The sequence below is a fragment of the Novosphingobium sp. genome (genome assembly GCF_965228995.1).
Taxonomy (GTDB): Bacteria; Pseudomonadota; Alphaproteobacteria; order Sphingomonadales; family Sphingomonadaceae; genus Novosphingobium.
Genome location: NZ_OZ245852.1, coordinates 720,412 through 739,156, shown reverse-complemented (window position 1 = coordinate 739,156; position 18,745 = coordinate 720,412). Strand labels below are relative to the sequence as shown.

Below are 18,745 nucleotides of genomic sequence, written 5' to 3'. Positions count from 1 at the left end.
ACTACGAACATGCACCACGCTCACCAGATGTACATCGACGGTGCATGGGTTGACCCAGCTGCGCCGCGTCGCATGGACGTGATCAATCCCGCTACCGAAGAGCCAGCTGGACAGGTCGCGCTAGGAAGCGCCGCCGATGTCGATCGAGCGGTCGTCGCTGCTCGTCGTGCTTTTGGCAGCTTTGGTCGAACGAGCCGTCGCGAGCGGATCGAATTGCTCGAGGCGATCATAGCGTCGTACAAGGCACGGCGCGCCGACGTTGCTGCTGCCATCACGGCCGAGATGGGGGCACCGGCCGAGCTCGCAGACAAGCTTCATGGCGCAATTGGCCATATCCACCTGAAAATCGCGCTGAACGTGCTCAAAGATTTCGAGTTCTCGCGCCTGCGCGGTTCAACCCGTATCGAGTACGAACCAATCGGTGTCTGCGGCCTGATCACGCCATGGAATTGGCCAATCAACCAGATTGCCGCGAAAGTCGCGCCTGCGCTCGCGACCGGGTGCACAATGGTGCTCAAGCCGTCTGAACTATCGCCCTTCTCCGCCCAAATCTGGGCCGAAGTGCTGGATGCCGCTGGCGTTCCCGCTGGCGTGTTTAATCTTGTGCAGGGCGATGGGCCGACCGTCGGTGCGGCCATCGCCGCGCACCCCGATATCGACATGGTCTCGTTCACCGGATCGACGCGCGCCGGGATCGAGGTGGCCCGCGGCGCCGCGCCGACGATCAAGCGCGTCCATCAGGAGCTTGGCGGCAAGTCAGCCAACATCATTTTGCCAGATGCCGACGTTGGCGCGGCGGCGGCGGCGGGCTTCCGGGCGATCGTCGCCAACGCAGGCCAGTCCTGCAACGCGCCGACACGAATGCTCGTACCTCGTGCCCGGCGCGACGAGGCAATAGCTGCGCTGGCCGAGACCGCAGCATCGATCACGATCGGTGATCCCCTTAGCAGCCCCGACATTGGCCCGGTCGTCAGCCGTGGCCAGTTCGACAAGATCCAGCGACTGATCGCAGCAGGCGTGGCGGAGGGCGCGACACTCGTGGCGGGCGGACCGGGCCGGCCCGAGGGGCTTGACAAGGGTTTCTATGTCCGCCCAACCGTCTTTTCCGATGTGAGCAATGCCATGACGATCGCGCGCGAGGAGATCTTTGGGCCGGTGCTGTGCGTGATCGCCTACGACACCGTCGATGAGGCGGTCGCCATTGCGAACGACAGTGAATATGGCTTGGCCGGCTATATTCAGGGCGTAGATGAAAGTGTGATCGCAGACGTTGCGTCGCGATTGCGCGTCGGCCAAGTGCTGGTCAACCAGCCCCACCCCGATGGAATGGCGCCGTTTGGCGGCTATAAGCAATCGGGCAATGGACGCGAATGGGGTGATTTTGGCTTCGAGGGCTTCCTCGAAGTCAAAGCCGTCCTGGGCGCAAAGCCGCCAGCCGTGGCGCCGGGCCGGCCTGAACCAGCGACGGTCCTCGCCTGATGGCACGCATCGCGTATCCCGACCTTGCCAGCCAAAGCGACGAAGTGCTGGACCGCTTGCGACGCACCGGGTCGCTCAACGTAAACCGCATGATGAGCCATGCAGAAGGGCCCATGCTCGCCTATTCGAGACTTGGGGTCCAACTTTTGCTCAAGGGCAAACTTGACCCGGTCCTGCGCGAGATTGTCATCCTGCGGGTTGGGCAACTTTGTGGATCTGCATACGAATGGCACCAGCACGTTGCCGTTGCCCGCGCTGTGGCCATGGATGAGGCCACACTTCAGGCCGTGAGTGAGCAAGCGTTCGACAGATTGAGCGATGTCCAACAGATAGCCGTCACGATTGCGGAGGAAATCAAACGTGAAAGCGGTGCGCGAGCCGAAACCATCACAAGAGCTCAGTTACACCTGACGTCGGAGCAATTGGTGGAGCTGATCCTCGTGGCTGGATACTACATCATGACGGCAGGCCTGTTGCTATCGCTCGACGTCGAGATCGAGGATGGGCCGTCACTCGGCGAAACTATGGCAACTTCCCGGTAGACTGGTCCAGTCTGATAGTATTCGTCACGGTCTGGGGCACCAGGAAGGCCGGCGACACAAACTGCCCAACGAGGGCAGACAGTGTCTGCTCGCTGCAATCTGTTTCGACCACCAGACGCCCGAGAGAATATTGCTGAACGATCAACCACAGACCGATGTCTTCTGGAGCTAGCGCGCACGTCGCACCGCCCTGAATTTCATGGTTATTGAGCACCGCACTCCAAGTTGCGGTCGCAGTGAGATGGATGAGGGAGCCTGCATGGAGAAACTTCATGCCGCCCCCAGCCCATCTCCTTGAAACCGGATTGTTTTTTGAAACACTCGTCGAGGCGATCAGGTAGTCCTTAACGACATTTGCAAGCGACCTGCTCAAGTCAGTGCGCGCAAAGAACTGCTCGTCGAAGGTCATCAGCCGAAAGGCAGCGACCGCTTCCATCAGCGTGCTCCGGTCACCGAACTCCCGATACAATGTAATGCGGGTTACGCCGGCCTCTTTGGCGATGTGGTCCATCGTGACGGTTTCGAGCTTATGATCGGCCATGACCGCCATAGCCGCGTCCAGCAGGCGCCTCCGGCGCTTGTTTGGTACGATCCTGGAATAGTCCGCCGACGCGGCAAGGGGCGCCAACATGCTCTATGTTTCCTTACGATTGATCCTGGCAGCCTAAGTATGCAGAAGTGCGAACTTCAAGTGCTCCACTTGATGCCCAACTGCAAAAAAGCTGTCATCGAACCGATCCGTACTTCGCGAGGCACATTCGGATTCAGCGAGAATTGCGGCACAAGACGCAACCATTCCTGAAGCAGGATCCGAAGTTCGAGGCGAGCGAGGAAGTGGCCGACACACAAGTGGGGCCCTGTCGCAAACATAAGATGAGCAGGAGATTTCCGATCCAGCTTGAATTCGAGAGGGTCGGAATTCACGCGATCATCCATTCCCGCAAGGGCCAGCGGGCATAGGACCATATCCCCTTTCATCAGGACCGCTTCACCAAGCTTGCAATCCTGTGTCACGAGCCGGGCCGTCGTTACTACACCCGACGTTCGCAAAACTTCGTCGATGAACGGATCGACGAGCGCGCTGTCCTCGCGCAGGTTGCGTTGCAGTTCTGGCATCCGGGCCAGACGTGCCATCATGAAACCGGCTGCATTCGCCACGGTGTCCAGGCCGGCAAGAAAGAGCAGAAACGCCATCGACTCGACCTCATCCTGCGACAATGGCCGCCCCTTGATGGACTCACTCAGGAGTGCAGTCATCAGATCCTCTTGCGGCGTGGCTTTGCGTTGATCAATTACCTCGCGCAGATGGCCAAGAATGGTGCCCGCCAGAACCTGCCTGCGGGGGCCATTTGGCGTTGCGAACCATTCGACCACGATCGCGCGGAACACGTCGAATTTTTCTGCCGGTAAGCCCATCATGTCCATGAAGACCTGAACCGGGAGCGGCATGCCGACCTCGTTCAGAAAGTCGCACGATCCGCGTTCGCGAACCTGCTCGATGAGGCCGATTGCCCGCATGCGAATATCGTCCGCCATGCGGGAAATCCGCTTGGGCGCAAAATGTTGCATCAGAATGCGGCGGTAGGGCGTGTGCTGCGGCGGATCGAGCGAAAGTGGAATGAGCCTCGATTGCGTAGCAGTTTTTGGCACACCAAGCTGTGCCGATGAGAACCTGTCGGGGTTCATGAGCACTTCGCGCATCAGGTCGTGGCGCGTCGCTACCCAATGACCGCCATTCTGCGGCGTAAAGAAGACATCGGGCGCGCCGCGATGGAGGAAAGTTAGTCCCGCCTGGGTGTCATCAGCCAGCCGGGGATCGTCGCTCAAGGCATATAGGTCAAACGGGAATACCAGACTTGCCGGGACATGGTCGGGGATCGGATCGGAAAGGGCTTGGTTCATGGCCATCCTCACAAAATCTACTGACATTAAAATATCGCTTGCCGGGAGGCCATAGCTGGGTTAGCGAGCCGATGATACAAAAAAGCGTTTTTGTTACATCAGCAGATTCGAGACGACCGTGGCGGCCGCCCCGTCGGGCAAGCCAGCGTGGGACAGAGGAGTTGTGAAGATGGCAGTTCAGAGCGAGACGAAGGATTTCATCGCGGATCCTGTCGAGTATTTCGACTGGTCCACCACGCAGCTGTGGTCGATGCCGAAGGCCGATCGCGAAGCTAAGCAATGGGAAGGACTCAAACTTCGCTTCGAGCAACTCCGCAATCGGATCGGCTATCTGAAAAAGTTGGCGGATCGCGACGGGATCGATTCTCTTGATACCTTAGAAGACGTGATCCCGCTTCTGTTCGAGCACACTGTCTACAAGTCGTACCCGGCTTCGCTTCTCGAAAAAAGCCGGTTCGGAATGATCAATTCGTGGCTCGAGAAGTTGACCACGGTCCCGCTCAAGCATGTCGACGTTTCGCTGTGCGACAGCATCGACAGCTGGATCGCCGTGATGGACGCGCAAACCGACCTGTGCATTCATCACTCGTCGGGCACGAGCGGCACCGTCTCGCTCTTCCCCAAGACCAAGAGCGAGCTTGCCACATTCGGCAAGCTTTACCCCTTGCGCTTCCAGAAATTCGGCGATCCTCGTCCGAACGAGGTGCAACCCAAGGCGCATGTCATTTCTCCGTCGTTCCGGAGTGGCAGTTCCGCGCATTTCCGGATCAACGAACAGTATTTCGAGCGGATCGCGCATGGCGACGAAACGTTCATGCACACCGCCTTTCCCGGACACATGAGCGCGGACGTGCTTTACCTTGCTGGTCGTCTGCGCGCGGCGAAGGCGCGCGGGGACCTTGACCGGCTCGAAGTACAACCCACACTGCTTGCACGGCTCACCGAATTCGAGGCCAGCAATTCCCAGCGGGCCCAACAGATGCAGGATTTTCTCAACGAAGTAACGTCAAGCCTGGCTGGCCAGCGCGTCTTCATGGCCTGCGCGCCGACTTATCTCTGGCCTTTGGCTGAAAAAGGTCTCGCAAGTGGACGCGATCATATCTTCGCGCCGAACTCGGTCATTTCGACGGGCGGCGGCGCCAAGGGCATGGTGCTGCCCGACGACTGGATGGACCAGGTCATGAAGTTTGCTGGCGTTGATCGCCTGCCCTTCAACTACGCCATGACCGAGATGAACGCGAACAACATGCTGTGTGAGAAGGGGCACTATCACATTGCGCCCTGGATCATCCCGTTTGTCCTCGACCCCGACACCAGCAAGCCGCTGGCGCGTACCGGCACCGTTACGGGCAGACTCGCGTTCTACGACCTGCTTCCTGACACGCATTGGGGCGGCTTCATCAGTGGCGACGAAGTCACGATGACTTGGGACCGCGAATGCGGCTGCGGCCGTGAGGGACCGTTCGTTGAAAAATCGATCGCTCGCTACACCGAAATGCGCGGTGGGGACGACAAGATCAGCTGCGCCGCGTCGACCGAGGCGCACGAAGAAGCAATGGATTACCTGTCCGAAGTCCACGCGTCCGCAGCCGCTTGATAGATCCGAAAGGCACCTGAGATGGCAACCGTTCTTCAAACCAATCCCAACCTCGAAATTGCTCCGGCAATTATCCGGGGTAAAGTCATAGAAACCGATCTGGTGAGCTTCGGCGGGCGAAATGGAGATCTAGAGTTTCTGGCTCCCGATCCCATGTCGATCCTGGGTCGTCTGCCCTTGGGCAATCCAAATCGCCTCAGGGACGTCTATGAGCTACGTGTCGACGAGATTATCGAATATCTCGAGAACTTGGGCAAAGCCCTCGACATCCGGACCAATGTCCATTTGCAGCACGCCCTCGCCCTCACCTTGCAAACCACGCCAATGACCGAATCTCTGCTGCGCAATCAGTATGAGCGGCTCCCATCGTTGTTTGCGCGCGAAGAGCTGGAAGACATGGTCTCGCAGATCGGCCGCGAATATCTGGAAGGATGGGTTCACGAGCGGACCACGTCGCGCGGCTCGAAGCGCTACGTGCGCGCTTTCGGAGCGCGCGCTCTGCATATCGTTGCCGGTAACAGCCCGATTTTGTCGGCCGTCACGGTCATCCGGAACTCGGTCGCGCGCGGCGACGCTATCATCAAGGCGCCCTCGAACGATCCCTTCACCGGGATCGCGGTCGCTCGCACAATGATCGACATGGCACCCGATCACCCGCTGACCAAGCACATCAGCATCGCGTACTGGAAGGGCGGCGACGAGGCGTTCGAGAGCAAGCTGTACCAACCGCACAACGTCGAGAAGATCGTTGCCTGGGGTGGGTTTTCGTCGGTCAAACACGTGACGAAATATATCCAGCCGGGCCTCGAACTTGTCTCTTTCGATCCCAAGAGAAGCATCAGCATCATCGGTCATGAGGCGTTCGCGAGCGAAACCACCATGAACGAGGCGGCGCAACGGGTCGCGACCGATTTCGGAGCGCATAACCAAGAAGTCTGCGCAAGTTCGCGGATCGTCTTCGTGATGGCCGGGTCGGACGAAGACGGCATCGCCAAAACCGAAGACCTTGCCAGACGGGCGTATGCCAAATTGATCGCCTTGCCGGACAAGATCAGCACCCCTGCCAAATTCGGGATCAACCGCGACCTGATGAGCCATCTCGATGCCGCTTCGCTTTTGGACGACTTCTACACCGTCGTCGGCACGCGCGATGGCGAAGGTGGCGTGATCGTCTCGAAAATGCCCGAGCCGGTCGATTTTGCGCCGACGCTTACCAACCGCGTCGCCAATTTCGTTCCGGTGGACACGCTCGAGGATATCCTGCCCAGGGTCGATGCCTACTGCCAGACAATCGGCATCTATCCCGAGTCACTCGTCCCCCAAATCCAGGATCAGCTTGCGCTTGCCGGCGGACAACGGATGGTGACGCTCGGCTACGCAGGTGCAGGCGTTACCGGGTTTGGTGCGCCACAGGACGGCATCGAACCCGTCAGGAGGCTCTGCAAATGGATTTTTCGCGAAGAATCTGATCCCGCCGTCACTCCGGCATTGTGGCAATAACGTAAAATTTGGGAGCGAATTATGGCCACGAACGCGGTCAAGGGTGCCGAAACGACGAGCCACGAGATCATGCGTGGCGTGGACTTGAGCGGCAAGTTTGCAGTTATCACAGGGGGAAGCGGCGGGCTCGGCTACGAGACGGCGCGAGCGCTGCTGGCGGCAGGTGCTGATGTCTTCATTGGGGCCCGCACGCCCGCCAAGCTGGCGGAAGCGGCCAAGGCGCTGAGGGAATCCTTTCCTGAACGCATTATCGCATCGATCCCGCTCGATCTCGCCGAACTGCCAAGTGTCGATACGTTTGCGGACGCTGTTCTGGCAATTGACCGTCCGATTGACCTTTTGATCGCCAACGCGGGCATCATGGCGTGTCCGCTGGAACGCAACTCGGCCGGCCTGGAAATGCAGCTAGCGACAAACTACGTTGGCCATGCTGCGCTGGTCAGTCGGCTCGCACCCGCTCTGCGCCGAGCCGGCATGGCAAGGGTCATCGCTGTGACATCGAGCGGGCATCACTTTTCGGATATCCGCTTCGAGGATCCCAATTTCGAGACGAGCGAATACGACAAATGGATTGCCTACGGCCAATCCAAGACAGCCAGTTCGCTGCTCGCCCGCAAGGTTCACGGCGCGATGTCGGCGGACGGCGTGACCGGCCTTGCTGTCCATCCTGGCTTCATCCAGACGGACCTGATGCGGCACCTGTCGCGCGAGGACTACCTTGCGATGAAAGATCGCACCGACATCGAATTGCCGACATCCCGGACATATAAGACGGTCGAGCAAGGCGCGGCGACGACGCTGTTTGCCGCCACCGCCCCGGAACTCGCAGGGCAATTTGCCTACCTCGAGGATTGCGGAGTTGCTCCCCCGGCCACACGTCGAGATACGCTCAATGGCGTCATGCCATGGGCGCTCGACGAACAATCGGCCGAAAAACTCTGGAACCAGATGGAGCTGCTTTCCAAGCGGACGATGCCGCTCGGGTGATTGCCGTTGTGTATTGGACAGTTCAGTTGGTTGCGAGGGCGCCAGCTGACAAAATTGTTGGGGGTGGCAAATGGCCGACGCAGATATCATTCGATCCGACAGCAATGGTTTGGCCACGCTAACCCTCAACAGACCCGACAAGCTGAACGCGCTCAACACGCGCATGTTCGAATTGCTAGGTGAACACGTCGCAGACATTGCGAAGTCGGTCGACACGGTTGGCTGTGTCATCGTGCGCGGCGCCGGGCGATGCTTTTCGGCGGGGCACGATCTCGGCGCCATTGGAGAGGGCGAAAGCGGGGCGCAGCTCAATCTCCAGGCAACGGTCATCGAGCAACTTGCGAACCTTCCGCAGCCCGTCATCAGTGCTGTGCACAACCATTGCTATACTGGCGCACTGGAACTGGCCCTTGCGGGAGACATCATCCTCGCTTCGGCCAACGCGCGATTTGCCGATACCCATGGGCGTTGGGGACTGACCCCGATCTGGGGGATGAGCCAACGGCTGCCCCGCCGGATCGGCACATATAAGGCCCGCGAATTGATGTTCACCTGTCGCAACGTCGATGCACAGGAAGCCTTGTCGATCGGGCTTGCCAATGTCTGTTTCGCCGACGCGGATTTCGACAACGAAGTCCAGAAGTTTGCCGATACGATCCTCGCCAACAGCTGGTTCAGCGCGCGTGCCAACAAGCGCCTGCTGGTCGAAACCGACGGACTGCCACTCAAGGCGGGGCTGGCGCATGAAACCTACCGTAACGAAGGCCATGCCCCCGACGTCGATGCCCGGATCGCCGCATTTGCGGCGCGCAAGGCCTGACGGATGAACCTCGAGTTCAGTCCCGAAGAACTGGAGTTCCGCGACGAGGTTCGCGCTTTCCTAGCGGAAAAGCTCACGCCTCGGTTTGCGGAAGCTGGCCGCAACTGCGCCGGCATCTATTGTGAATTGCCGCTCGCGCGGGACTGGTTTCGCGTTCTGGCCGAGAAAGGGTGGAGCGTTCCCCATTGGCCGGTTGAACACGGCGGCACGGGCTGGAGCCCGGCCCAGCACGTCATTTTCAAGCAAGAGCTGGCGATGGCAAACGCCCCGCCGCTTTCGCCGAATTCGACCCACATGGTTGCGCCAGTGATCATCGCATTCGGCACGGCAGAACAGAAGGCGCATTACTTGCCGCGGATCCGATTGGGCGAGGATTGGTGGGCGCAAGGCTACTCCGAGCCCAACTCGGGATCGGACCTCGCCTCGCTTGCGCTGAGCGCGGTGCGTGATGGGGACGTCTACGTTCTCAACGGGTCCAAGACCTGGACGACCCATGCGCACTTCTCGAACAAGATGTTCTGCCTCGTGCGCACCGATCGCACCGGCAAACCGCAACAGGGCATTTCCTTTCTGCTGTTCGATCTCGATTTGCCGGGCATCGAAATCCGGCCGATTGTCTCGATCTCTGGCGACCATGAATTGAATGAGGTGTTTTTCACCGACGTGCGCGTGCCGGTCTCGGGCATTGTTGGGCAGGAAAACGACGGGTGGACCGTCGCCAAGTATCTACTTCGGCACGAACGCTCCACAATGTGGTCGCCCCTTCTTCGCGCGCGTCTCGAGCGGATCAAGGCGGAGACAAAAGGATGCAGCCTCGCCATGAGGCAAAGAATTGCAGATGCCGATATCCGGCTTTCGGCGCTCGAAATCAGCGAGCTTCGCATGCTGTTCAGCGACATGGATGAAACGCGCGCTTCGCTCATGTCATCGATATCCAAGGTCAGCGGAACCGAATTGCGCCAGCACATTACCGAACTAGGCTTGGCTCTGGCTGGCCGAAGCGGCCTCGTCATGCCCGACAGGCCCGAGCAGACCGGTCGGGGTGTCGCCGTCGCCACCTATCTGAACGATCGCGCAGCTTCCATCTACGCCGGCACGAATGAGGTTCAGCGCGACATCATCGCCAAGATCATCCTGCGCTGAAGGACGACAGACGATGGATTTCAGGTTTTCAGACGAACAACAGATGCTTCGCGACGGCCTGCGGCGCTTTCTCGACGATCGCTACCCCTTCGAACTGCGCGCCACCGCATCACGGAGTGAAACGGGCCTGCTAGCCGGTGTATGGAAAGCCTTGGCTGATGAACTCGGTATACTAGGCGCCGGGTTTTCCGAAGACCAAGGCGGCACCGGTGGGGGCCCGATCGAGCACATGATAATCATGGAAGAGCTCGGGCGCGCGCTCATGCTCGAGCCCTACGTCGAGACCATTGTCTTTGGTGCAGAAATCCTCTCGCGCTGCGGCGGTCAACCGGCTCGACAGTCGCTCAAAGCGATTCTCAAGGGCGAGCTGATCCTCGCATTTGCCTGGGCTGAGCCGGGTTTGGACATGGATTTTACCGGAATTGCAACCCGAGCTGTGCGAGATGAAAAGGGCTGGCGCCTCTCTGGCGCCAAGACAATGGTAACGGCAGCACCCTGGGCATCACACTTGATTTTGCCGGCACGCACGAGCGGCGCGCCGGGAGATGCGTCAGGTATCTCGCTATTTCTGGTCGACAAGGCCCAGGACGGGATCAATACTCAGGACTTTGCGACGATCGACGGACGGCGCGCTACCGACATGACGCTTGATAATGTCAAGATCCCGAGCGATGCGCTGTTGGGTCAGGAAGGGAATGCTTTGCCCCTCCTCGAGGAGATCATAGATCGCGCGGTCGCGGCGTTGTGCGCCGAAGCTTTGGGGATCATGTCCCGGCTTCTCGACGCGACGATGGCCTACACGAAGCAACGCAGCCAATTCGGCAAAGTCCTGGCATCGTTTCAAGTACTCCAGCACCGCATGGCGGACATGCTCATGGAGATCGAATTGGCAACTTCAGCGGTTTATTTGGCGACCCTCAACCTTGACGCACCTTCAGATGTGCGCGCTCGGGCAACGTCCGCAGCCAAGGCGATCATCGGCGCGGCTGGGAAGTTCGTGGGCCAGAATGCCATCCAGCTTCATGGTGGCATGGGAATGACCGACGAGCTTGCCGTTGGCCATTACTTCAAGCGCTTGATGGCAATCAATTTTGAGTTTGGCGACGAGGAACACCACCGCCAGCGGTTCGCCGCGATCCTTTCTTAATCGCGAGATGGCTTGGAACGCTCCTTTTGACTACACAAGCACAGGCTTGGCGGAACGAAAGTTTTGACGATCCAAAGTCTGCGATTGGTCGAATTCTTATTCAGCGATTCCGCTATCCGTTTGCCCGCCCTTCGTTTTGTTATGCAATTTGGACGGTTTGCGATGACCCTGATTGAAGCTGACATCCGGCCTCCGGCCTGCTTGCTAGTTGCGTCGCCAAGACAGTTTGCGCCAGCGCGCAACTGGTCGGCTCTGTCCAGCTGCTGACAACCGAGCCGGAGACCGGTCAGCGACCGGTCAGTCTACCTTCTCAAAACCGAGACCTTGGCATATGCCACCTCAGGTCATCGAGCACCTTATCGCTGATCACCATCGGCGGCTTGAACGGCGCGAACGCCATGATGAACGCGTCAGCGAGGTTGGGAGAGGCTATATTGCGCTTGGCGAGATCCTGCTTGCTCTCGACCTTGACCCGGCCCGCTGCATCAAAGTCACGAAGCGGCATTGTCAGCTCATCGATAAGGCGATCCAGATGGGGCATGGCTGAGTCGATGAAGATCAGCTGATCGGGGTCGAAGGCCTCACCCTTGTGGATCGCGTTGTACGTATTGCGTAGGCGGTCTGCGACCAGCCACCAGGCCTGGGCTTTGAGATTTGAAAAATGATCCTTGTTCTTGGTCTGCGCCGTGTAAATGGCATCCGGGCGGAAAACTGAACCGCCGGCGTTGAACTTGTCATAGCGGACATGGAAACCGCGCTGGTCGCATAAATCTCTGAGCATGGCGCCAACTCCGGCGCCAACCCCGATTGAGTCGTAGATGACATGCGCATTGCGCTGGCGCGCGGTATTAAAGACCCGTGCGGTTGACGCCAGAAGTTCATCCTCGCGGGCCTGCCACATGTCGGCCCAGCTCACGAGCGGGCCATGGGCAAAGACCAGCGCACACTTATCGGCGCCGCAGTCCGCGACATCAAATCCGATCCGATGCCGACCGGCGGGCTCGATGTCGAGCGTCTTGTGCGCATCGATCGCAGCCATGATGTGTGCGCGCTTGATGACCGCATTCTCGTCGTCGCCACGCGGCTCGCCCAGATAGATATGGCGGTAGTCGTCTTCACTAACCGCCCGGCAGGCGGCAATCTCGTGGAGGATGGTCCTGCTGACGAAGGGATTTTCGCTGTAATTGACCTTGCGCTTGATGGTGTTCGGCGGGGTATTGAGGACAAAGTACTGATAGACGAAGTCTGTCGCCAGGCGCGGGTTGAACGTCAGCCAAAATTGGGAGCCTTGCTTGCGCAAGGTGGGGTTGAGAATCTCCCATTGATTCTTGGTCAGGTTGTGCGCTTCCTCGATCCAGCAAACGTCGATGCCCTCCATCGATTTGATCTCGTCGATGTGGCGATTGAGGCCGTAAAATACAAACTCGCTTCCGGTCAGTCGATGAGTGATGCGCTCGCGATGAATGATGAACTGATTACGCAAACCGAATTCGAAAATCCGATTCCTGATGAGCGTATAAACCGATTCTTCGATCCTGTTCTGAAACTGGCGGGTGCACAGGATCTTGGCCTTGGACCGGCACGCGAAGAGCACGGCAACGCCGGCCGCATCCCAGGACTTGGATGCCGCACGTCCACCGTACAGCACCCGCGTGCGTGCAGGCGTTTGCCAAAACTGCTTAAGCGCCGGGTTAAGACGAGGACGGCCGGCACCCACTTGCGGCTTCACCTGCACTTTCATGGCGCAGCGTTATCGCCGCCGCCCAGACCCTCTGAGGCATAACCGTCATAGAATTGGTCGAAGTCAGGTACGGCTTGAACCGGGGGCGCCCCTCCATCGCTATTTTGCCTTTCGATCTGCAGTCGATTGATCAGGCTGGTGGTATTGGCCGCGATGTTGAGTTTGGCCCGACGGGGAATATCGCGCTCGATATCCGCAGCCGAGGCGCTGAGTATATGCAAAGCGTAGACGCAATCAGCACCATCAGGCGAAAGAATTGCAAGATTGATTGTGCCACCGCCGGGATCCGCGATTTCCAGGGCTCCGGTCGGGATCTCCCCTTCAAGCGACTCCAGTTGCGCCTCAAAGCTGGACGGCAAGTGGAAGCGCACAACACCGAGCAAGCGTTCAACGCTGACAACGGCAGTGTCGTAGAGCAAAAGCAACTCACCCGCAGCCTGGTTCGCCCGACTTTGCAGGTGCTCGTGGCGCGCCTGCCAAATACGGTACTCGCCAACGAGCGCGTCAAAGGGCTCTGCCTGCCCTGCATCGATCGGCCCCCTCACCTCGCCCCTGAAGCTGGCGTAATCGAGCACCACGTCGTTAGGGCGTGGCCACACCGGCGCAGTATCGGACGGCGGCGAGACTGCTCGAGCGACGCTCTGCTCGGTCACATATTGAACCAACAAGCTGAAGCGACCCATCGTCTCCTTCTGCTGGCGTTCCACCGCCGACTGCACGTGATCAAGATAGCGCTTGATCGCCGAGGGCTCGCCCTTCACCGCACCAATCGCCAGCTTTTTAATGATCGCTTCGTGCGTGGTGATTTTTGAGCGCACGCCGTTCTCATTGATGGCGATTTTATGGCAGGCTGCCTTCAGGATAATCTGATCGAACGGCGAGATAGTTGCGTCAGACTTGCGCGCCCGGACCTTTTTGGACGCGCCGCCAGGGTTGCCCGACCGGCCTTTCTGAAATTGGCTCGCCTTGGGCGGCTTGGCGTAGCCGACCGGATAGTCTGCTGCGGCGTTTGGCGCGATCGGTGATGACGCCTTCGTTAGCTTAGCCATGAGTGGCCTCCCGCTTACGCGTGGCAGCAGGTCGCTTGGCTTCCGCGGTGCACCTGGTCGCGATCAACTCATTCTGGATAGTCTCGAACCGCTCGCCCGAAGCAACAAGCGTCGAGTCTTTACCTGTGTAGGCCTGCCAGCGCCGGATGATGGTGTCGCAGTAGACTGGATCGAACTCGATCAGGCGCGCAGCGCGCCCGGTCTTTTCGGCGGCGATCAAAGTGCTGCCCGAACCGCCGAAGCAATCGAGCACGATTTCGCCGCGGCGCGAGCAGTCGCGCAAGGCATCAGCGATCATGGCGACGGGCTTGACCGTCGGATGCATTGCCAGCTCTTCGGCTCGGCCGACGCCGATGCTGCTGATGCCGGCGTAGTCCCAGACATTGGTGCGGTAGCGGCCCGTATTGCCGAGGCCAAAGCTATTAGTGTGCGGCGCTGTGCCCTGCTTGAACGCGAAGATCAGCTCGTGCTTTGAGCGATAGAACGCGCCCATGCCGCCGTTCGTCTTGTTCCACACGATGAGGTTCTTGAACTCGGTGAATGCCAGGCGCCCGGCGGTCAGCAGCTCGCCCATGTGGCGCCAATCCATGCACACGAAAGAAATGGCGCCGTCTCGCATATGCACTGCAACATTTCCGAGTGTGACGGCCAGGAAGGTCGTAAACTCGCGCTCGGACATCTCGCCGCTCGCGAAAGCAAACTCCCGGTGCTTGACCTTCCCGAGCCCGGTGACATTGCCATCGATCTTCACATTATATGGGGGGTCTGTGAACACGATGTCGGCGCGCTCATCCCCCATCAGTGCGCGAAAGTCATCGCGGTCCCGCGCATCACCGCACAGCAGCTTGTGCCGACCCAGCTGCCACAGATCACCGCGGCGGCTGACTTGCGGCCCACCAACTTCCAGCGTCGCGTCTTCCGGTGCGTCGTTGGCACCGGGGTCAGAATCGGCCGCCCGGTCTAGCGTCAGGTCGATCTCAGCAAGGCTAAAGCCGGTGAGTTCGACATCAAAATCCATGTCGATCAAACCCTGCAGCTCAATCGCCAGGATCTCGACGTCCCACCCGGCATTCAACGCGAGCTTGTTGTCGGCCAGCACGTAGGCTCGTCGTTCGGCGTCCGAGAGATGTGACAGCGCCAGCGTTGGCACGGACTTCCTGCCCAACAGCTTTGCGGCTTCAACCCGTCCGTGCCCGGCGACAATCTCGCCGTCGTCCGAGACCAGCACCGGGTTGACGAACCCGAACCGATCGATCGAAGCCGCGATCTGTTTGATCTGCTTCTTGGAATGGACCCGGGCATTGCGCGCGTAGGGACGAAGGCTCGCCACATCGCGTTCAATCAACTGGCTGTGGATACCCATTTTTGCGGCCTCCGATGCGATCCCGCTAAGCCTCTTGCATAGTCGAGTTGGCCTTAGGGTGAATGCACTCCAACTATATGTCAATCCTAGGTGCGCATTTTTCTCCAAACGTCCGCTACATCTCGCCAATTGGATATCAAGTTGTTCGCAGTCTTGACGGTACCGTCAATCTTAAGAAGTTACGACGTCGTAATCTCCATTCGTTGTTGTTGACGATACCGTCAACTCTCTAATTTGCGATCCGCTGGTTCATTGACTGCATCGTCAATTTCTACAGATCCGAATCTTCCATCTCGAATCTTGGCGCCACCGGAACCGAGCGAACACGGAGTCCCTTCCGATCGCTTCAACAATCCCTGCAGCGACCGAGAAAATTCCCTGCTGTTGAGTTTTGAATTCCCTGCTCATTTTCCTCCCCGCAAGCGCCCACAAATGGCGGAATTTCGGGGCGAAATTGATCAAATGCGCTGAAAATGGCCCCCAGAATTCGCTGCAAATTTGTATGAGCAGGGAATTTTAGCTAAATCCGCCAACGAGACTGGTACGCCACTGACTGCGTCGCGCACCATTTCCCCTTAATCGCGCCCTGTCTGGCCCAGCGCCGCTTTCGGATCGATCCTGAAAAGATTGCCGGAGAGATAGTCGGCCAGCCAGATCGCCCCATGGCCGAACCGTAGCGAATCTCCACCAGGCCCCTTCCATTGGACCAAGGGTCGGTTCAACTGCGCGTCGATGATGGTCAGCGGCACGTCCACTGCGGTCACCACCACCAGCCCTTTACCAGCAGGTCCGACGCCATAGGCGATGTCGCCGCCGCGGCCTGGCAGCCCGAGCGCAATCGTCGCGAGCACGGCATGATTTTGCGCGTCAATGCGGGTCACGCTGCCATCGCCCTGGTTCAGCGTCCAGATTGCACCGCCGCCAGCCGCAAGGAAGTGCGGCTTGGGACCGGTCGAGACTGTTCCGACGACCGCCCCGGTGCGGGCGTCGACTGCAGTGACAAGATCATGCGCGGTGCTGGTTACCCAGACCGTATCACCGTCAACCGCTGGTACCTGGGAACCATCGACCAGCGTTACACGCCGCGCGGGCTGGTTGGTGGCCGGATCGATGCCGATGAGCGTCTTGCCATCCACCACGAACCACACGGCATCCTTGCCTGCCGCGATCCCGGCTTCAAAGGGTGGCCCCATCGGGATCGTGGCCACAATTGCCCCGCTCACGGCATCGACCCGCAGAACGGAGTTGGCCTTCTTGCTGCAGATCGGGACCCACAGGCTGCCGAAGCCGGCGGCAAGACCAGCGCACGCTGTGCCCGGCAACGGTACGACCATGACCTCGCGGTTGGTTTGGGGATCGATCTTGCGCAGCGGCCCCTGGCCGGCCACCCACACTGCATCGGGTCCGATCAGGACCCAGTCGGAATCGGAATCCGCTACCTTGAACGTTGCGGCACGGGGCAGCGCGGCAAAGGGCTGCTGGATTTCCGGCAGGCCAGGCTTCTCCGCCGGCTCTGCCAGCGCGCCGTGGCTCGGGATCATCGCGGCGAGCAAAAATGCTGCTGCCCGGCTTAAGCGAATGCGCCGGGTGTTGCGGTGCCGTGTGAAGCGATCGTCAGGCATGTGATCCATCGATTTCGCGAGAAACATCGACGAGCGGCCTATCACACCCCCAGCATGCGCGAAATCGGCAGAAACATCCACCTGGCTCCCAGCCTTCGATTGCCTAGGCCAGCCGGGGATAACCAAGCGCCGCCGCATCGCGCTCCAGCGCGAGCACGGCATCATAGTCGCACGCCTCCAGCGCCGTGAAACCCTCCAGCCCCAGCACATCGCGCAGCTCTGCCGTGGCCGGATCACGCGCAAGATCCGCCAGCGCACCCCGCAGCTGATGGACTTCCGCATCGCTCGCCGCGCTCCGCGTGATCAGCGGCAGCCCCGGCGTCTTTGCGGTCTCGGCCAGAATGCGCACGCCTGCGACAGTCTCGGGCGCAAAGCGCGCCAGATTGCCGAACGTCACGCAATCGATCGCGGCCACATCGGCCTCGCCCCGAGCGACCATCGCAATACTCGCGCGGTGGCTGCCGCTTCGGGCCACGGCGGCAAGGAACCGCCCGCCCACTGCATGCGGCGCGAGCGTGTGGCGCAGCAGGTTCATCCCCGAGTTGCTGCCCCAGTCGTTGATCGCCGCCACCGCGCCGCGCAGATCGGAGACAGCACCAACCCCGGCATCCGCACGCACGATCAAGAAGCTGCCGCCCAGCGCCTCGATGCAGCCGGGATGGCGATAGAGCGGCGTTGCCACGAGGCGAACCCGGTTTTGCAGCTGGGTCATGAAGGGATAGCCGCAAGTCTGCGCCAGCAGGAGCCGCGGATCGAGCCACGCCGCATCGTGCGCGATGCTCTCATCCAGCGCCGCCGGCACATCCGCCATTCCCGCCGCCGCAAGCCTTGCGCCGAGATCCGCCCACAGCGCGCGCGTCGCCTCTGCGATCACCGGCGGATCGCGGTACATCGCAAGGCTGGCGAGGCGCAGGCCCTCAGCCAAGTTTGAGCCCCCTCACAAAGTCCGCCGCCTCGTGCGCATGCACGCGGGTGTGGCGAATCAGGCCCTCGAACTGGCGCTGCATGGTCCGGATCGTCTCCGCGTTGCTGAGCACGAGATACATCTGCCCGGCGAAGATCGCGACGCGGGTCGACCCGAAGATCGTATAGGGGATCGAAAACCGCTCGCGCCCGTCGAACAGGAACAGGCGGAACGAGGGATAAAGCTCCTCGATCAGCGCGCCCATGTGCTCCAGCTGCGCTTGTCGGCCCGCTTTCGAAAGACCGCTCCAGATGCCCGCACCGGCCGCGAACTGCTCGAGCGTCTGCAGCGGCATGCAGCATTCCATGTCGGTCCCCGCCGCGCGGTTGTACTCGAGCCGGAACGCGGCATCCTCTACTTGCGCCAACGGGCTCTGGTGGGCGGCCGCCGCTTCATAGGCGATCACTTCGGTGGTGCGCAGCAGATCGGGAATGCGTGCGGGCACATAGCGGATCTTGGCCCCCGCTGCCTCGGCATGCCAACGCATGAGGAGGCTCGCCCCGTCTTCCTCGGTCGTTTCGATCGTGCCGGTCGAGAGCATGGCCCCGGTCACGCCCTCGTCTTCCGAGAGGCCCAGAAGCCAGTCGATCGTCACCGCATGACGCTCGGCAATGGCGAGCAGCGTTTCCACGCGCGGCAGCCGCACCGTGCGGCCCGAAAGCAGTAGCGAAAGCGCCGAACGGTCGATGCCGATGCCCTGCGCGAAGGCAGCCTGGCTGAGCCGCGAGCGCTCGAACACGCTTTGCAGCCGCGCACGAAACACTTCCGCCAATGCGCGCTTGTCCATGACGGCCCTTGCTGTGACTTAAATCAACATTTGCCGCATTTGGTGAACAAATGCAACGCCCCGTCACCATTGTCTCCTTGAATCTCTACTTTTTGGGTTTGA

The 18,745-nt window shown here is 60.1% G+C and carries 16 protein-coding genes; 8 read left to right on the top strand and 8 right to left on the bottom strand.

Annotated elements, in window-relative coordinates; genetic code table 11:
• Positions 1-9: 9 nt before the first annotated feature.
• Both ACO056_RS03355 and ACO056_RS03350 read left to right on the top strand, forming a co-directional pair.
• Positions 10-1,479 carry an aldehyde dehydrogenase family protein gene (locus tag ACO056_RS03355; RefSeq protein WP_421851795.1) on the top strand — a complete coding sequence of 490 codons (1,470 nt, stop codon included), beginning with the start codon at positions 10-12 and terminating at the stop codon, positions 1,477-1,479.
• The gene (locus ACO056_RS03350; RefSeq protein WP_421851793.1) at positions 1,479-2,021 is read left to right on the top strand and encodes a carboxymuconolactone decarboxylase family protein; all 543 of its coding nucleotides are present in this window, start codon (positions 1,479-1,481) and stop codon (positions 2,019-2,021) included. Before ACO056_RS03355 ends, ACO056_RS03350 begins: the two co-directional genes overlap by 1 nt.
• Here the strand turns inward: ACO056_RS03350 and ACO056_RS03345 are convergent.
• Positions 2,002-2,652, bottom strand: a complete 651-nt coding sequence (locus ACO056_RS03345; RefSeq protein ID WP_421851791.1) for a TetR/AcrR family transcriptional regulator — start codon at positions 2,650-2,652, stop codon at positions 2,002-2,004. The two genes, ACO056_RS03350 and ACO056_RS03345, sit on opposite strands and share 20 nt — an antisense overlap.
• A gap of 56 nt (positions 2,653-2,708) precedes the next feature.
• Positions 2,709-3,923, bottom strand: coding sequence for a cytochrome P450 (locus ACO056_RS03340; protein WP_421851789.1), 1,215 nt, complete (start codon positions 3,921-3,923; stop codon positions 2,709-2,711).
• Positions 3,924-4,092: 169 nt separating this feature from the next.
• Between ACO056_RS03340 and ACO056_RS03335 the strand changes: the two genes are divergently transcribed.
• The 6 genes from ACO056_RS03335 to ACO056_RS03310 all read left to right on the top strand — a co-directional run bounded on the left by ACO056_RS03335 (position 4,093) and on the right by ACO056_RS03310 (position 11,117).
• Entirely contained in the window at positions 4,093-5,520 is a 1,428-nt protein-coding gene (locus ACO056_RS03335; RefSeq protein ID WP_421851786.1) for a hypothetical protein, read from the top strand.
• Between the two features lie 21 nt (positions 5,521-5,541).
• Entirely contained in the window at positions 5,542-7,020 is a 1,479-nt protein-coding gene (locus tag ACO056_RS03330) for an acyl-CoA reductase (RefSeq protein WP_421851783.1), read from the top strand.
• 21 nt (positions 7,021-7,041) lie between these two features.
• Positions 7,042-8,007 carry an SDR family NAD(P)-dependent oxidoreductase gene (locus ACO056_RS03325; RefSeq protein ID WP_421851780.1) on the top strand — a complete coding sequence of 322 codons (966 nt, stop codon included), beginning with the start codon at positions 7,042-7,044 and terminating at the stop codon, positions 8,005-8,007.
• Between the two features lie 70 nt (positions 8,008-8,077).
• The gene (locus ACO056_RS03320) at positions 8,078-8,827 is read left to right on the top strand and encodes an enoyl-CoA hydratase/isomerase family protein (RefSeq protein WP_421851777.1); all 750 of its coding nucleotides are present in this window, start codon (positions 8,078-8,080) and stop codon (positions 8,825-8,827) included.
• Between the two features lie 3 nt (positions 8,828-8,830).
• On the top strand, positions 8,831-9,970 hold the full coding sequence (locus tag ACO056_RS03315; protein ID WP_421851774.1) for an acyl-CoA dehydrogenase family protein: 1,140 nt from the start codon (positions 8,831-8,833) through the stop codon (positions 9,968-9,970).
• Between the two features lie 13 nt (positions 9,971-9,983).
• A complete protein-coding gene (locus ACO056_RS03310) occupies positions 9,984-11,117 on the top strand; it encodes an acyl-CoA dehydrogenase family protein (protein WP_421851771.1) in 1,134 nt (377 codons plus the stop codon).
• Positions 11,118-11,427: 310 nt separating this feature from the next.
• Here the strand turns inward: ACO056_RS03310 and ACO056_RS03305 are convergent, their stop codons facing one another.
• The 6 genes from ACO056_RS03305 to ACO056_RS03280 all read right to left on the bottom strand — a co-directional run bounded on the left by ACO056_RS03305 (position 11,428) and on the right by ACO056_RS03280 (position 18,643).
• A complete protein-coding gene (locus tag ACO056_RS03305) occupies positions 11,428-12,858 on the bottom strand; it encodes a PBSX family phage terminase large subunit (protein WP_421851769.1) in 1,431 nt (476 codons plus the stop codon).
• Positions 12,855-13,907, bottom strand: a complete 1,053-nt coding sequence (locus ACO056_RS03300) for a DUF5681 domain-containing protein (RefSeq protein WP_421851766.1) — start codon at positions 13,905-13,907, stop codon at positions 12,855-12,857. The genes ACO056_RS03305 and ACO056_RS03300 overlap by 4 nt, the downstream gene beginning before the upstream one ends.
• The gene (locus ACO056_RS03295) at positions 13,900-15,270 is read right to left on the bottom strand and encodes a site-specific DNA-methyltransferase (RefSeq protein ID WP_421851763.1); all 1,371 of its coding nucleotides are present in this window, start codon (positions 15,268-15,270) and stop codon (positions 13,900-13,902) included. The genes ACO056_RS03300 and ACO056_RS03295 overlap by 8 nt, the downstream gene beginning before the upstream one ends.
• A gap of 575 nt (positions 15,271-15,845) precedes the next feature.
• Entirely contained in the window at positions 15,846-16,892 is a 1,047-nt protein-coding gene (locus ACO056_RS03290) for a PQQ-binding-like beta-propeller repeat protein (protein WP_421851760.1), read from the bottom strand.
• A 103-nt stretch (positions 16,893-16,995) separates the two neighbouring features.
• A complete protein-coding gene (locus tag ACO056_RS03285) occupies positions 16,996-17,817 on the bottom strand; it encodes a phosphate/phosphite/phosphonate ABC transporter substrate-binding protein (RefSeq protein ID WP_421851758.1) in 822 nt (273 codons plus the stop codon).
• Positions 17,810-18,643, bottom strand: a complete 834-nt coding sequence (locus tag ACO056_RS03280; protein WP_421851755.1) for a helix-turn-helix domain-containing protein — start codon at positions 18,641-18,643, stop codon at positions 17,810-17,812. Before ACO056_RS03280 ends, ACO056_RS03285 begins: the two co-directional genes overlap by 8 nt.
• Positions 18,644-18,745: the final 102 nt, after the last annotated feature.

Bases quoted from the DNA above. Each gene is read 5' to 3' on its own strand.
- ACO056_RS03355 (WP_421851795.1), top strand. From the start codon at position 10: ATGCACCACGCTCACCAGATGTACATCGACGGTGCATGGGTTGACCCA.
- ACO056_RS03350 (WP_421851793.1), top strand. From the start codon at position 1,479: ATGGCACGCATCGCGTATCCCGACCTTGCCAGCCAAAGCGACGAAGTG.
- ACO056_RS03345 (WP_421851791.1), bottom strand. From the start codon at position 2,652: ATGTTGGCGCCCCTTGCCGCGTCGGCGGACTATTCCAGGATCGTACCA.
- ACO056_RS03340 (WP_421851789.1), bottom strand. From the start codon at position 3,923: ATGAACCAAGCCCTTTCCGATCCGATCCCCGACCATGTCCCGGCAAGT.
- ACO056_RS03335 (WP_421851786.1), top strand. From the start codon at position 4,093: ATGGCAGTTCAGAGCGAGACGAAGGATTTCATCGCGGATCCTGTCGAG.
- ACO056_RS03330 (WP_421851783.1), top strand. From the start codon at position 5,542: ATGGCAACCGTTCTTCAAACCAATCCCAACCTCGAAATTGCTCCGGCA.
- ACO056_RS03325 (WP_421851780.1), top strand. From the start codon at position 7,042: ATGGCCACGAACGCGGTCAAGGGTGCCGAAACGACGAGCCACGAGATC.
- ACO056_RS03320 (WP_421851777.1), top strand. From the start codon at position 8,078: ATGGCCGACGCAGATATCATTCGATCCGACAGCAATGGTTTGGCCACG.
- ACO056_RS03315 (WP_421851774.1), top strand. From the start codon at position 8,831: ATGAACCTCGAGTTCAGTCCCGAAGAACTGGAGTTCCGCGACGAGGTT.
- ACO056_RS03310 (WP_421851771.1), top strand. From the start codon at position 9,984: ATGGATTTCAGGTTTTCAGACGAACAACAGATGCTTCGCGACGGCCTG.
- ACO056_RS03305 (WP_421851769.1), bottom strand. From the start codon at position 12,858: ATGAAAGTGCAGGTGAAGCCGCAAGTGGGTGCCGGCCGTCCTCGTCTT.
- ACO056_RS03300 (WP_421851766.1), bottom strand. From the start codon at position 13,907: ATGGCTAAGCTAACGAAGGCGTCATCACCGATCGCGCCAAACGCCGCA.
- ACO056_RS03295 (WP_421851763.1), bottom strand. From the start codon at position 15,270: ATGGGTATCCACAGCCAGTTGATTGAACGCGATGTGGCGAGCCTTCGT.
- ACO056_RS03290 (WP_421851760.1), bottom strand. From the start codon at position 16,892: ATGCCTGACGATCGCTTCACACGGCACCGCAACACCCGGCGCATTCGC.
- ACO056_RS03280 (WP_421851755.1), bottom strand. From the start codon at position 18,643: ATGGACAAGCGCGCATTGGCGGAAGTGTTTCGTGCGCGGCTGCAAAGC.